This window comes from Clostridium budayi (assembly GCF_055396605.1).
The window spans coordinates 2,475,555-2,489,946 of the sequence record NZ_AP042456.1 but is presented as its reverse complement, the minus strand read 5'-3'; the positions used below and the strand labels follow the sequence as shown (position 1 = coordinate 2,489,946).

Sequence of the window (14,392 nt, the reverse complement as noted above, 5' to 3'; positions counted from 1 at the left end):
ATATTGTCTTATAATAAAGATAGTAAGTAGAGAGGAGATGAAAAGTTTTTGGATAACTCAGTTAAGAATAAGAAGATTTATGAAGATATAGTTGAACATATAAAAAGTATGGTGGAAAGCGGAGAATTAAAAAAAGGTGATAGATTACCAACAGAGAGAAAGCTAGCAGAAAAATTAAACGTAAGTAGAGCTTCAATAAGAGAGGCTATGAGATCACTTGAGGTTATTGGTTTAATTGAATGCAGACAAGGATCAGGAAATTACATAAAAGATGATTTTGAAAATTTATTTTTAGAACCATTATCAATAATGTTTATGCTTGAGAAAGGTTCACCACTTGATATATATGAATTAAGAGAAGTATTAGAGTTATCTACTATAATGCTTTCTGCTTCAAGAATAAGTGATGAAGATTTAGAAAAATTAAAGAATATAAAAGACGAATTTAGAAAGACTGATCAAGAAAAAAATAGTGCATTAATAGATAAGGACTTCCATTACACTATAGTTAAGGCAGCAGATAATCCATTAATAACAAATTTACTTAACATAATCTCTGACTTAATGGATGAGTTCATAACTTATTCAAGAAAAAATATACTAGAATGTGAAGAAAACAGAGAAAAATTACTAACTTTACATGAAAGAATATATGAGGCAATATCAGAGAGAGATGGATATAAAGCTTATAAAGTAATGAAAGAGCACTTTGATTTAATAAAGGAATATGCAATGTTAAAAAAATAACAAAGTAGTTTTTAAAAATCTGTTTATAAATTATTTACAATTAATAGTGAAGTAGGTTATCTATGGTAATCTACTTCATTTTTTTAGAATACGTTTTCAAAATAACCTGTTAAATATTTAACTATACTAGAAATTAAAAGAATATAGGAGTACAATTAAAATTGAAATTGGTCATACCACTTGGATAGTATACTGCAAGGAGGGAAACTAATGGATATTTATTTAAAATTTATAATTGCATTATTACCAATAGTATTACTTATGGTAGCGCTTGGGGTATTTAAAATACCTGGACATAAGATATGTCCAATAGCATTAATTTTTACAATGATACTAGCAACTTTAGTTTGGAAAATGCCAGCTTATATTACAATATCAGCTGCTATAGAAGGTATCGTGCTTGCTGTTTGGCCTATAATGATTGTAATTATAGCAGCGGTATTTACGTATAACTTATCCATACATACTAAAGGAATGGAAGTTATAAAAAAGATGCTTACAAGTGTAACTACTGATAAGAGGATATTAGTACTCATACTGGCTTTCGGCTTTGGTGGTTTTTTAGAAGCAGTTGCTGGATTTGGAACTGCAGTTGCAATTCCAGCAGGTATAATGGCAGCCCTTGGATTTGAACCAATATTTGCAGCCGTACTATGTTTAATCGCTAATACTACACCAACAGCGTTTGGTGCGATTGGATTACCCGTTACTACTTTAGCAAAAGTATCAGATATTTCAGCAGGAGAGTTAAGCTACACTATAGGGATTCAATTATTTATTTTTATAATACTTCTTCCTTTTATTTTAGTTATTATAACTTCAAAAGGAGTAAAAGGATTAAAAGGAGTAACATTTATAACATTTGCCTCTGGTGCATCATTTGCTATAGTTCAATTAATTGTTGCAAAGTACTTAGGAGCAGAACTTCCAGCAGTTTTTGCCTCTGTTATTTCAATGGGTGTTACTATATTTATTGCTAAAAAGTTTTATAAAGAAGAAAAAGCTGAAGATGAAAACGGAGAAAACATAACACTTAAACAAGGCTTAATAGCCTGGCTACCATTTATTTTGATATTTATTTTTATAATCTTAGTTAGTCCATTATTTCCAAAACTATATAATATGGTAGCATCAGTAAAGACATCTGTTACTCTTTATAGAGGAGAAGGAGCAACGCCTTATACCCTTGTTTGGCTTGCAACTCCAGGAACTTTAATAATAATAGCTTCATTTATTGGAGGCCTAGTGCAAGGAGCTAAGTTCAGTGAAATTGTAAAGGTTTTAATAAAAACGGTTAAACAGATGTTTAAATCAGCTATAACAATAATAGCAATAATTGCATTAGCAAAGGTAATGGGGTATAGCGGAATGATAAAATCAATTGCTTTAGTTTTAGTAATGATAACAGGAAGTTTCTATCCTGCAATATCACCACTAATAGGAGCACTTGGAACATTCGTAACAGGAAGCGATACTTCTGCAAATGTATTATTCGGTGGGCTTCAAGTTGAAGCTGCTAGGTCATTAGGTGTAGATCCTTATTGGCTTGCAGCAGCAAATACTTGTGGCGCAACGGCCGGTAAAATGATTTCTCCACAAAGTATAGCAGTTGCAACAGCAGCTACAGGTATCGAAGGAGAAGAAGGTAAAATATTAAGTTCAACATTAAAATTCTGCATAGCTTATGTATTACTCTTAGGAGTTCTGACATATGTGGGAACATTAATAATTATATGATATAGAGAAATGGAGGATGTGTATTATGAATACAATAGTTTGTATTAAACAAGTACCAGGAACATCAAAAGTTGAAGTTGATGAAAAAACAGGTGTATTAAAGAGGGATGGAATAGATACAAAAATGAACCCTTATGACTTATATGCATTAGAAACTGCTTTAAATATAAAAGAACAAAAAGGTGGAAAAATAAAGGTTATAAGTATGGGACCTCCTCAAGCTATGGAAGTAATAAGAGAAGCTTTTTCAATGGGAGCCGATGAGGGAACATTAGTATCAGATAGAAAGTTTGCAGGAGCAGATGTACTTGCAACATCTTATACATTATCACAAGGAATAAGACAATGTGGAGATTTTGATTTAATAATCTGTGGTAAACAAACAACAGATGGTGATACTGCACAAGTTGGACCAGAAATGGCAGAATACCTTGGAATTCCTCATGTTGCAAACGTTAGAAGAATACTAGAAGTTAATGATGATTTTATAACAGTTGAAATGGATATGCCAAATACATTAGAAATTGTAAATATTAAATATCCATGTCTTATAACAGTAGAAAAAGATATATTTGAACCAAGATTACCTTCATATAAGAAACATTTAGATTCAAAAGATAGAGAAATAAGAATGATTTCTTTAAAAGATTTTGATGATAAAAATGAAAAAATGTATGGATTAAATGGTTCTCCTACTCAAGTTGAAAGAATATTCCCACCAGAATCAAATGATGACCATGAAATGTGGACAGGTAATTCAGATGAGATAAGTGAAAAAATGTCTAAAAAATTAAAGGAACTAAAATTTATTTAAGGGGGAGTAAGTTATGGCAAAGTTAGTAGTAAATCAAGATAAAGTAGGTAATATAGAAGAAATTATAAAGATTTGTCCATTTGGAGCTCTAGAAAATAAAGATGGAAAACTTGAAATAAATGCAAACTGCAAAATGTGTAAAATGTGTGTGAAAAAAGGTCCTAAGGGAGCTGTGGAATACATAGAGGAAGAAGTAGTTAAGATAGATAAAAGCAAATGGAATGGAGTTTGTGTATATGTAGATCATGTTGATGGAGATATACATCCAGTTACATTTGAATTAATAGGAAAAGCAAGGGAACTTGCAAATAAGGTAAATCAAAAAGTTTACTGTATATTTATAGGAAGCAATATAAAAGAAAAAGCAGAAGAATTATTACACTATGGTGTAGACGAAGTAATGGTATATGACAAAAAAGAACTTAAGAACTTTAGAATAGAACCATATGCAGCAGTTATAGATGACTTTATAAAGAAGGTTAAACCAGCTGTGCTTCTTGTCGGTGCAACAACAGTTGGTAGATCATTAGCTCCAAGAGTTGCTGCAAGATGTAGAACTGGTTTAACAGCGGACTGTACAATACTTGATATAAAAGATAATACAGATTTAGTACAAATAAGACCTGCATTTGGTGGTAATATAATGGCTCAAATCGTTACACCAAATTCAAGACCACAACTTGCAACAGTTAGATATAAAGTAATGTCAGCACCTGAAAGAAGTGAAAAAACTTCAGGTAAGTTAACAATTTGTGATATAGACGATTCTAAATTAGCTTCTAATATAGAAGTAAAAGAAGTTATTCCTAAAGAAAAGGAACATAGTATATCAGAAGCTGATGTATTAGTAGTTGCAGGTAGAGCTGTAAAAGCAGAAAAAGATATGGAAATGATAAAAGAACTTGCAGACCTTTTAGGTGGAGAAGTTGCAGTTACTAGACCATTAGTTGAAGCTGGATGGGAAGATGCTAAAAAGCAAGTTGGATTAAGTGGTAGAACAGTAAGACCAAAACTTATAATAACTTGTGGTGTATCTGGCGCAGTACAATTTACAGCAGGTATGAACAATTCAGATTATATATTTGCAATAAATAAAGATGACAAAGCTCCAATATTTAAAGTAGCACACTATGGAATAGTTGGAGATATATACGATATAGTTCCAAAATTAATAGAAGAAATAAAGGCAAATAAGGGGGAATAATCATGAGTTACAACAAAGTTTCAGAAAGTACTATAAAAGATATAAAAGCAATAATTAATGATGAGGATAGAGTATTTTATGGCGAAAATATAAGTGAAGACTATAGCCATGATGAATTAGGCTCTATAAAAGAAATGCCTGATGTAGTAGTTAAAGCAAATACTACAGAAGAAGTATCAGAAATAATGAAGTATGCTTATGAACACAATATTCCAGTAACAGCAAGAGGCTCAGGAACAGGACTTGTTGGTGCTGCAGTTGCACTTCATAAAGGTATAGTATTAGATTTAAGTGGAATGAATAAAATATTAGAACTTGATGAAGAAAACTTAACATTAACTGTAGAACCTGGTGTTCTTTTAATGGAAATTGCAAAATTCGTAGAAGAAAATGATTTATTCTACCCACCAGATCCAGGAGAAAAAACAGCTACAATCGGTGGTAACATTAGCACAAATGCCGGTGGGATGAGAGCTGTTAAGTATGGAGTAACTAGAGACTATGTTAGAGGACTAGAAGTTGTATTACCTAATGGTCATGTAATGAACTTAGGTGGTAAAGTTGTTAAAAATAGTTCAGGATATAGCATTAAAGATTTAATCGTAGGTGCAGAAGGAACTTTAGCAATAATTACAAAAGCTACACTTAAACTATTACCATTACCTAAGAAGGCAATTAGTTTACTTGTTCCTTTTGAAAACCTAGAAACTGCAATAGAAACAGTTCCTAAGATTATAAAATCAAAATCAATACCAACAGCAATTGAATTTATGCAAAAGGAAGCAATTGTTGCAGCAGAAGAATACTTAGGAAAGAAATTCCCAGATCATACTTCAGATGCATACTTACTTTTAACTTTTGATGGAAATTCAAGAGAAGAAATAGAAAAAGATTATGAAAAAGTAGCTGATATATGTCTAAAAGAAGGAGCAATTGATGCATTTATTTCAGATACAGAAGAAAGACAAGAATCAATATGGTCTGCAAGAGGAGCATTCTTAGAAGCTATTAAAGCATCTACTACTGAAATGGATGAAGTTGACGTGGTTGTTCCAAGAAATAAAGTAGCTGAATTTGTTAAGTATACTAATGAACTACAAAAAGAATATGATATAAGAATTAAGAGCTTTGGTCATGCAGGTGATGGTAATCTTCACATCTATATATTAAGAGATAAATTAGATGAAAAAGCTTGGAATGAAAAACTTCAAAAAGTTATGCAATGTATGTATGATAAATCAAAAGAATTAAGAGGACAAGTTTCAGGTGAACACGGTATAGGATTTGCTAAAAAGGAATACTTAAATGAATCATTAAGTGATGAATTAGTAGGACTTATGAAAGGAATAAAATTAACATTCGATCCAAAGAATATTTTAAACCCAGGAAAAGTTTGTGAATAAAAATTTGTGATATTATCCCCAGGTGTATTTTAATACATCTAGGGATAACTTTATTTTTAGCCTATTGACAATTAGATATTTAAAAAGTATTTTATATATAGACCAATCGTTATAATTTTTAGGAGAAATAATATGGGAAACAAAATAGATACTAGAGAAAAAATACTAATGACAGCATCACAGATGTTTTTCTCAAATGGATATCATGCAACAGGACTAAATGCAATTCTAAAAAAAAGTGAGTCTCCAAAAGGGTCACTTTATTATTACTTTCCAAATGGAAAAGAGGAATTAGCATTAGAGGCTATAAAAGTAGTAAAAGAATCTATTAAAGAAGAGATAAAAGAAAAATTATATTCATGCAATAATCCAATAGAGGGAATACAAAAAGTAATTTTAAATGTTGCTGATATAATAGGGCGAGATGAAATAGAAAAGGGTACAACGGTTAGCCTTTTAGCATTAGAGGCGTCTCAAACTAATGAAATTTTAAGAAAAGCATGTGCAGAAACATTTAGTACTTGGGAAAACTTATATGAAGATAGGTTACTAGAACTAAATATAGAAAAAGAAGATGCAATAGAAATTAGTAGAATGATTCAAATTATGATTGAAGGGGCTATTGTAATGTCTTTAACAAAAAAGGATAATAGTTCACTTATATTAGTTAAAGATAATATACCTAGTATTATAAATAAATATATAAAATAAAATTTATATTAATAAAGGATATTTTTAATAATACCCTTTATTATTTTGGAGAAAATTATATAGACTGGTCTAATTATAGAAAGAGGTTAAAAAAATGAACACGAAAGAAGAAATATTTAAGATTATGGGAGTATTACTATTTGGTGGCTTTATGGCCCTTTTCAATGAAACAATAGTAAATGTTGCACTTCCAAAGCTTATGGAAGAACTTAATGTAACGGCTCAAACAATACAATGGTTAAGTACTGGGTATCTTTTAGTTATAGGAATATTAGTACCTGTAACAGCGTTTTTGATACAAAAGTTTACTCTTAAACAACTTTACATAGCTGCAATGAGTTTATGTTTACTTGGAACTATAATAGCAGCAAGTGCACCAAGTTTTCCTTTTTTATTATGTGGTAGATTAGTACAAGCTTCAGGTACAGGAATGTTAGTGCCAATAATGATGAATACAATAGTTGTAATAAATCCACCAGAAAAAAGGGGAGCAGCAGTAGGTCTTGGACTTTTTGTTATATTATTTGCACCATCAATAGCACCAAGTATATCAGGATTTATACTTGAAATTCTTTCATGGCGTTATTTATTTATAATAGAAATACCTTTAATAATTATTGCAATATTAGTTGGATACAAATACTTAGAAAAAGTTACTGAAGTGACAAATCCTAAAATAGACATATTATCAATAATTTTATCAACTTTAGGTTTTGGTGGAATTATAATGGGCTTTAGTTTACTTGGAAATAGCAAAGCAGTTATCGCATTTATAGTAGGAATAATATCACTTATTCTTTTCGCAATTAGACAATTAAAATTAGAAGAACCAATGCTAGATTTAAAAGTATTTAAATCACCAACATATACTTTAGGTGTAATATTTGTAATGATATCTATGATGACTTTATTTGAAACTTTAGTTGTTATGCCAATGTATTTAGAAGGAGCATATCATTTAACACCACTTCAAGTTGGATTTGCAATACTTCCAGCTGGATTAATAAATGCAGTAACTTCAATTATAACAGGGAATATATATGATAGATTAGGAGCTAAAAAAGTAGTACCTTTTGGTTTTGTTATATTAGTTGTATGTTTCTATTTATTATCAAGAGTTGAAGTTAGTACAAGTTATAACACAATAATAAAATTACTTTGTATATTAAATGTGGGAATGCCACTTGTTATGACTTCATCACAAACAAATAGTTTAAACCAATTAAAACCAAAGGAATATCCACATGGAACAGCAATAATCAATACAGTACAACAAATTTCAGCTGCAATGGGATCATCTTTATTTGTTAGTTTAATGACTACACATAAAAATTCTTACTTAGAATCTATTTCTGGTACTGTAAGTAAAGAACAATCAGCTTTAGCATTTACAAGAGGTTTTAATTTCACTTTTTTAGTTGGTTCTATAATTCTTTTAATAGGATTAATTGGATCATTATGTTTATTTATAAAGAAGAAAGATAAGAGAGAAAAGGAAAACTTAGAAGCCTTAAGTTAATAAATTTATGTAAGCTTAAATTTTATTTAATAAGTATATATGTTATTATCTAATATATATAAGTTAAATAGAAGGTGAGCATATGAGAGAGATTGATTATTCAAGTTTACATTGCGAAGTAGTAACTAAAGAGAATTATAAATATGAAGATTGTAGAAAATCATGGAATAGGGCAATAGAAAAATATCCTTTAGCTATAATTTATTGTAAAAATAAAGATGATATTAAAAATTCAATAACTCTTGCAAGAGAAAATAATATAGAATTTAGGATAAGATCTGGTTGTCACAATTATGAAGGATATTCAACAGGCAATGATATATTAGTTATAGATGTTAGTCTTATGAATAACATTAATGTAGATGAAGAGAATGGAAGAGTAACAATAGAAGGTGGAGTAAGAAATAGAGAACTTTACGAAGCACTAGGTAAAAAGGGGTATCCATTCCCAGGTGGAGGTTGCCCAACAGTTGGTGCAGTAGCTTACACTTTAGGTGGAGGCTGGGGGTACTCTGGAAGACTTTTTGGACTTGGATGTGATAATTTATTAGAAGTAAGTTACATAGATTATAGTGGCAATGAAATAGTTGCAAATGAAAATGAGAATGAAGATTTATTTTGGGCATCTAAAGGATGTGGTGGAGGTAACTTTGGAGTAGTTACTTCTATGACATTTAAAATACCAGAAAAAATAAAAATGGCTACACTTATAAATTTTGATTGTCCTAATATAGATACTTCAGAAATGGTAGATTTAATTAAGGCTTTATTTAAAGAGTTTGAAACTTTAGATAATCGTATGAATCTTAAAACTGCCATTTATAATTCAAGTGAAAGAGGAATTGGAATTAAATCTACAGGATTATTTTATGGTGATGAAAAAGAAGCTAATAAAATATTAAGTAAAATTAAAAGTATACCTACAAAAATTAATTATAGTTTAGAATATATGACTGTTTTAGAAGCAAACAGAATTATACAAGATAGTCATCCAGATTATGAAAAGTATAAATCAACAGGAAGATTTGTATGTAGGGATTATACAGAAGATGAAATAAAAGATCTTATTAACATAGTAAAAAATAAGGCAAAAGGAGCATATTATTCTGCAATTTCATTTTATGGTTTAGGTGGAGCTATTAAAAATATAGGTAAAACTTCATCAGCATTTTATTATAGAGATGCAAAATTTATTATGGGAATACAATCTGTATTTGAAGAGGATGAATATAAAAAAGAAAATATAGAATGGATAAAAGAAAACTTTAGACATATAGAAAAAATAACAAAAGGTTCATTTGTAAATTTCCCATATAGTGATCTTTCAGATTATGAAAAAGACTACTATGGAGAGAATTACAAAAGATTAAGAGATGTAAGAAAAAAATATGATCCATTAAATGTATTTAGTTTTGAACAAGGAATAAAATAAATATAAAAAATAAGGTTACCATTAATTTTGGTAACCTTATTTTCTATAGTTTAATTTAGCTTATATATTATTAAATCCTTGTAACTAGATCGGCTAATAGTTCTGATAATCTAGAATCTTGATTATTAAGAGTTTCTCTTAAGGATAAAACTTCTTTAGTTAGATTTTGAATTTTAATATTATCTTGTAAACTCATTTCTTTTAATTTTAAGTTTTCCTCATTTTTAATAGCTAAGTTTTCTTTGAGATAGTCTATGCATTCTTGAATAAGCTCTTTATTTTCATTAAATCTCTTTAAACTTTCCTTTATTTTTTCTAATTTTAATCTGTAAGATAATGAATTTTTCTTTTCGATATCTAAACTAGCATTAAGATTATAGATCAATTTGTCTTTTTGATTGATTAGTTTAGTATATGAATAAATTTTTTCGTGAAGATTAGAGTTTGATGATGAATTATTAATATCTACATTTCTATTGTTAGAAAGTAGTAAAAAATTATAGTTTATAAATGGTTTATCATCTCGAGCTACAAGGTTAAAACTAGACCAAGAGTCAGTAGTTAAATTAAATGTTTTATATCCTAATTCATAGAAATTATTAAATCTTTGATAAAGAATACGGAGTTCTTTATCTTTTGTTATATAGATATTAATAGGTGTATTATGATAACCATCTATTGTATCTATTACTTTAATATCAGATAGATTATAAATCTCATGTAGTTTTTGATGAAGAAGGATAGTTTTATTTGTAGCTTTATTAAATAATGCATAAACAATGTTTACCTCATCATCTAATGGAATAACTTTAAATTTTATTGTATATGCACTACTTATATTTTTTTGAAGCAATAACTCTTTGCTCCAATTCATTTTATCATTTACTTTAAATAATAAATTACCATTAAAGTCTTTATAAAAAACATAAATAATGTCATTTGGAAGTGTTGTTAAATAAAATTTGGGACTGCAATTTTTAGCAATTACTTCATAAGGAGACCACTCATCCTCTTTAAAACTTCTACATAAAATACATGAATTTTCGTGAGAAGCAAAATTCCAGATTATATTGCTTGATTCGTTAAATAAATAAAGATTTTTACCTTTAAACATAAATTTTCCTTCTAAAAAGTATTCTTTATATAAAATATGATAAAAATCATAAAAAAACACAATAGATGTAAACTTTTTTTGAATGTGAATAATATAGTATTAAGAATAATAACGTTAGATTATATTTTTAAAGGAGAATAGATATGAAAAATATACAAGATGTGATGATAGAAATGGATAACTTAAGTGAAGAAATTACAACAAATATGGCTGAAACACAAGAAGAAGCTAAAGAAGAATTTGTTGTTGATGAAATCACTTCTGAGGAAGCAAGTGCTTCTCACAGACCATCAATGAGAGAAAAAGTAGATTTTTGTTGTACAATTGGTTTACCAAATCAACACAAAAAACATCATATATTAGATAAAGACGAAGATACTAAAATACTATTTGATTTAAGTTGTCTTGAATGTATAGTGGTACCAAAATGTAATAGATATGAAGTGCCAAGATACGAAGTAAAAGTTGTTGGATGTATTCCATTTACAGTTAATGTACCAATATTGAAGAAAGATGATCAATGTATTGAAAAAGTAGATACTAAATGTCACAAGTGGCATGGAATGGAAGAAGACTGTGAAGAATCAAAAGAACCTTCAAAGGATATGAAAGAAGAAGAAGAATCTTCAAAATATCCACATGAACGTCATATATTCTTATGCTGTAGTAACTGTGTATGCGTAAATAAAACTATTTGTGATAAATGTAATGAAAGAGATGCTATAATAGCATGCTGGATTTTAGAACAAAAATTAGAAAATTGTAAATGCGTAAAAGTAAAAGATGTAAAAGTATGCGAAGAAAAAGATGAGTGTTCAATAACAATAAAAGGTAAATTTGAACTTCCAAATTGCAATACGCCTACAGGTATGATGTGGGATTGCAATCCAAGAGGATAAAAATAAAACCTTATATTTTGACAAATTAAAAAACTAATTTTTAAAAATTAGAATACCTTGTGGAATAGATTATTTAATCTATTTCATAAGGTATTTTTTATTAACTAAATATTTAGGAGATTTTAATAGTATGGATTTGTAATGAGTATATAATTAATAAATAAAACTACTTAGAGAAAGGAGTAAAATATGAATAATGAATCTTTTAAAGAACTAATCTTTATAGATAATTTAAGAGTACGGGTTGTTCTAGAAAGTATATTAGTTGGTCTAGGGGCTGGACTTATCGTATCTTTATATAGATTAGTTTTAAAATATATTGGAGACTATAGTTTAAAAATATATGAATTTATGTATATGCATAAACTTTACATATTTTTAGGGTTGTTATTTTTAATGTTTATTGGATACACAGTTGGAAGAATGGTAGAGAAAAATCCAATGATAAGTGGTAGTGGTATACCACAAATAGAAGGATCACTTAAAGGATATTTTAATATAAAAAATCCACTTACAATATTAATTAATAAATTTGTTGGAGGAGTTCTTGCGATAGGTTGTGGATTATCATTAGGTATAGAGGGTCCATCAATTCAATTAGGTGCAAGTGTTGGAAATCTTTATAGCAATATAACTAAAAAAATAAAATTAGAGGAGAGATATTTAATATCAAGTGGAGCTGGAGCTGGACTTGCAGCAGCTTTTAATGCACCTTTTGCTGGTGTTATGTTTTCTTTAGAAGAGGTAAATAAAGATTTTTCTCCTCTGATTTTACTACCAACGATAGCTGCTGCAGTTTCATCAGATCTTGTAACTTGGATATTTTTTGGATCAGAACCAATATTACATGTAGATAAACTTAAGACTATACCAGCTAGTTATTATATACTTATTGTAATTTTAGGAATAATAGTAGGTCTTGGTGGTGTATTATATAATAATACACTTCTTAAAACTCAGGATGTATATAAAAAACTTAAAGTAAAATTAAGAATAAGAATGATGATTCCATTTGCTTGTGCAATGATTTTTGGTTTATTCCTTCCAGAGGTTCTTGGAGGAGGAAATTCATTAATTAATAGAATATTAGTAGATGGAATGGTTATTAAACTTGGAGTAATACTATTAGTATGTAGATTTATATATTCAATGATTAGTTTTGCTTCTGATACACCGGGGGGAATATTATTTCCACTTTTAACTTTAGGAGCTTTAGTTGGAGTTATATTTGGACATGTAGCGGTAAATATTTTAGGAATTGATAGTTCATTTGTAATTAATTTTGTACTACTTGCTATGGCTGGGATGTTTGCATCGATAGTAAGAGCCCCAATAACTGGGCTAATACTTGTTTGTGAAATGAGTGGTTCTATATCACAACTTGGACCTCTTGCAACGGTTTGTGGAACAGCTTATTTAGTTGCAGAACTTTGTAAGTGTGAGCCAGTTTATACATCACTATTAAAGAGAAGAATTGCTTCAAATACATGTGAAAAGGAAGAAGTATCAGGTGAAAGAAGAGTTGTTAATTGTATAGTTGAACTTGGATCGCCAATAGCTTCAAAGAATATAAAAAATATTAAACTTATAAATAATGCTCTTATAGTTAGTATAGAAAGAGAAGGAGATACAATTATTCCAAATGGAGATACTACTATACGTCCAGGCGATTATTTAATAGTATTAGTTGATAAAAATTATGAAACAATATTAAGGAAAGAATTAGAGAAATTATGTGAATCACAAGATTAATTAAGATGATTTATTGAATTTTAAAGATATAAAATTATTAATAATTTTATATCTTTTTTTTATTTAATTATAATCTTGCAAAAAAAACTTAAATAAGATACATTTACAGTAAGAAGATAATTTATATAAGATAAAATTTATAAAAACAAAGGAGGTAACAATATGGAATTATTAACAGCAGTTGCTATTAGTGTAGGTATTCTATCAGGAGTATGGGCTTGGATTAGTGCTTCATTTGGACTTATAACATGGGTTGGATTTATAGGCTGTACGAGTTACTTTGCATCAGGTGGGAAGTTTAAAGGATTAAAGAAATCTATTTTAGCTAACTTATCAGGTGTTCTTTGGGCAATGTGTATTATACTTGGTACTAAATATTTTGGTGGAACATATACTTCATACATATTAACTGGATTTTTCTCATTTGTTATGTGTATCCAAGCTAAAGGGAAAATATTAGAATTTATTCCGGGAGCTTTTTGTGGAGCGTGTGCTACATTTGGTGCAGGTGGAGATTGGCCTTTAGTTATAATTTCTTTAATATGTGGTGGAATTCTTGGACATGTTTCGGATATGGGAGGAACTTTCTTAAGTTTAATTACAAGAAAAAAAGATTTATAAAAGTGTAAGGGGAATTAAAAGAATTTATGCAATTTAAAAATATTCATCATGTTGCTATAATAAGTTCTAATTATGAAAAGTCAAAAAAGTTTTATACTGAAATACTAGGGCTTGAAATAATAAGAGAAATTTATAGAGAAGACAGAGATTCATACAAATTAGATTTAAAAATTGGAGATAGTCAAATTGAGCTATTTTCATTTAATAATCCACCGAAGAGATTAAGTTATCCAGAAGCGTGTGGACTTAGACATTTAGCTTTAGAAGTCAATAATATAGAGGAAGTTATAAATGAACTTAACTTAAATGGAATTGATACAGAAGAAGTAAGAATAGATGAATTTACAAATTGTAAATTTACTTTTTTTGAAGATCCAGATGGACTTCCAATAGAATTATATGAAACTAAATATTATATTTAAATCTAGTATTTAAATAA

The 14,392-nt window shown here is 28.8% G+C and carries 13 protein-coding genes; 12 read left to right on the top strand and 1 reads right to left on the bottom strand.

The genetic code is table 11. The annotated features are described in order from the left end of the window. Positions 1–48: 48 nt before the first annotated feature. The 8 genes from ACZ5TJ_RS11960 to ACZ5TJ_RS11925 all read left to right on the top strand — a co-directional run bounded on the left by ACZ5TJ_RS11960 (position 49) and on the right by ACZ5TJ_RS11925 (position 9,567). Positions 49–747, top strand: a complete 699-nt coding sequence (locus tag ACZ5TJ_RS11960; RefSeq protein ID WP_464200003.1) for a FadR/GntR family transcriptional regulator — start codon at positions 49–51, stop codon at positions 745–747. A gap of 210 nt (positions 748–957) precedes the next feature. Continuing rightward, entirely contained in the window at positions 958–2,484 is a 1,527-nt protein-coding gene (locus ACZ5TJ_RS11955) for an L-lactate permease (protein ID WP_464200001.1), read from the top strand. A gap of 25 nt (positions 2,485–2,509) precedes the next feature. Then, positions 2,510–3,298, top strand: a complete 789-nt coding sequence (locus ACZ5TJ_RS11950) for an electron transfer flavoprotein subunit beta/FixA family protein (protein ID WP_054200293.1) — start codon at positions 2,510–2,512, stop codon at positions 3,296–3,298. Positions 3,299–3,311: 13 nt separating this feature from the next. Beyond that, entirely contained in the window at positions 3,312–4,502 is a 1,191-nt protein-coding gene (locus tag ACZ5TJ_RS11945) for an electron transfer flavoprotein subunit alpha (RefSeq protein ID WP_316314224.1), read from the top strand. Positions 4,503–4,504: 2 nt separating this feature from the next. After that, positions 4,505–5,905: an FAD-binding oxidoreductase gene (locus ACZ5TJ_RS11940; RefSeq protein ID WP_464199998.1), complete on the top strand. Its 1,401-nt coding sequence runs from the start codon at positions 4,505–4,507 to the stop codon at positions 5,903–5,905. A gap of 132 nt (positions 5,906–6,037) precedes the next feature. Next, complete coding sequence (locus tag ACZ5TJ_RS11935; protein WP_055207894.1) at positions 6,038–6,616, top strand: TetR/AcrR family transcriptional regulator; 579 nt, start codon at positions 6,038–6,040, stop codon at positions 6,614–6,616. Between the two features lie 94 nt (positions 6,617–6,710). Next, the gene (locus ACZ5TJ_RS11930) at positions 6,711–8,135 is read left to right on the top strand and encodes an MDR family MFS transporter (protein ID WP_464199994.1); all 1,425 of its coding nucleotides are present in this window, start codon (positions 6,711–6,713) and stop codon (positions 8,133–8,135) included. 82 nt (positions 8,136–8,217) lie between these two features. Beyond that, complete coding sequence (locus ACZ5TJ_RS11925) at positions 8,218–9,567, top strand: FAD-binding oxidoreductase (RefSeq protein ID WP_464199992.1); 1,350 nt, start codon at positions 8,218–8,220, stop codon at positions 9,565–9,567. A 70-nt stretch (positions 9,568–9,637) separates the two neighbouring features. Here ACZ5TJ_RS11925 and ACZ5TJ_RS11920 read toward each other — a convergent pair whose 3' ends face one another. Then, positions 9,638–10,681: a hypothetical protein gene (locus tag ACZ5TJ_RS11920; protein WP_464199990.1), complete on the bottom strand. Its 1,044-nt coding sequence runs from the start codon at positions 10,679–10,681 to the stop codon at positions 9,638–9,640. A 143-nt stretch (positions 10,682–10,824) separates the two neighbouring features. Between ACZ5TJ_RS11920 and ACZ5TJ_RS11915 the strand changes: the two genes are divergently transcribed. From ACZ5TJ_RS11915 to gloA2, 4 genes are all read left to right on the top strand, one after another. Continuing rightward, entirely contained in the window at positions 10,825–11,580 is a 756-nt protein-coding gene (locus tag ACZ5TJ_RS11915) for a hypothetical protein (protein WP_464199988.1), read from the top strand. Positions 11,581–11,769: 189 nt separating this feature from the next. After that, complete coding sequence (locus ACZ5TJ_RS11910; protein WP_464199986.1) at positions 11,770–13,332, top strand: ClC family H(+)/Cl(-) exchange transporter; 1,563 nt, start codon at positions 11,770–11,772, stop codon at positions 13,330–13,332. Between the two features lie 162 nt (positions 13,333–13,494). Further along, complete coding sequence (locus tag ACZ5TJ_RS11905; RefSeq protein ID WP_464199984.1) at positions 13,495–13,953, top strand: DUF1097 domain-containing protein; 459 nt, start codon at positions 13,495–13,497, stop codon at positions 13,951–13,953. A 26-nt stretch (positions 13,954–13,979) separates the two neighbouring features. Continuing rightward, positions 13,980–14,375 carry an SMU1112c/YaeR family gloxylase I-like metalloprotein gene (gene gloA2 / locus ACZ5TJ_RS11900; protein WP_464199982.1) on the top strand — a complete coding sequence of 132 codons (396 nt, stop codon included), beginning with the start codon at positions 13,980–13,982 and terminating at the stop codon, positions 14,373–14,375. The last annotated feature ends 17 nt before the right edge of the window (positions 14,376–14,392 follow it).

What these genes read in the sequence shown, in the direction of transcription:
- ACZ5TJ_RS11925 (WP_464199992.1), top strand. Translation starts at nt 8,218, where the DNA reads ATGAGAGAGATTGATTATTCAAGTTTACATTGCGAAGTAGTAACTAAA.
- ACZ5TJ_RS11955 (WP_464200001.1), top strand. Translation starts at nt 958, where the DNA reads ATGGATATTTATTTAAAATTTATAATTGCATTATTACCAATAGTATTA.
- ACZ5TJ_RS11920 (WP_464199990.1), bottom strand. Translation starts at nt 10,681, where the DNA reads ATGTTTAAAGGTAAAAATCTTTATTTATTTAACGAATCAAGCAATATA.
- ACZ5TJ_RS11945 (WP_316314224.1), top strand. Translation starts at nt 3,312, where the DNA reads ATGGCAAAGTTAGTAGTAAATCAAGATAAAGTAGGTAATATAGAAGAA.
- ACZ5TJ_RS11930 (WP_464199994.1), top strand. Translation starts at nt 6,711, where the DNA reads ATGAACACGAAAGAAGAAATATTTAAGATTATGGGAGTATTACTATTT.
- ACZ5TJ_RS11935 (WP_055207894.1), top strand. Translation starts at nt 6,038, where the DNA reads ATGGGAAACAAAATAGATACTAGAGAAAAAATACTAATGACAGCATCA.
- ACZ5TJ_RS11940 (WP_464199998.1), top strand. Translation starts at nt 4,505, where the DNA reads ATGAGTTACAACAAAGTTTCAGAAAGTACTATAAAAGATATAAAAGCA.
- ACZ5TJ_RS11915 (WP_464199988.1), top strand. Translation starts at nt 10,825, where the DNA reads ATGAAAAATATACAAGATGTGATGATAGAAATGGATAACTTAAGTGAA.
- gloA2 (WP_464199982.1), top strand. Translation starts at nt 13,980, where the DNA reads ATGCAATTTAAAAATATTCATCATGTTGCTATAATAAGTTCTAATTAT.
- ACZ5TJ_RS11910 (WP_464199986.1), top strand. Translation starts at nt 11,770, where the DNA reads ATGAATAATGAATCTTTTAAAGAACTAATCTTTATAGATAATTTAAGA.
- ACZ5TJ_RS11905 (WP_464199984.1), top strand. Translation starts at nt 13,495, where the DNA reads ATGGAATTATTAACAGCAGTTGCTATTAGTGTAGGTATTCTATCAGGA.
- ACZ5TJ_RS11950 (WP_054200293.1), top strand. Translation starts at nt 2,510, where the DNA reads ATGAATACAATAGTTTGTATTAAACAAGTACCAGGAACATCAAAAGTT.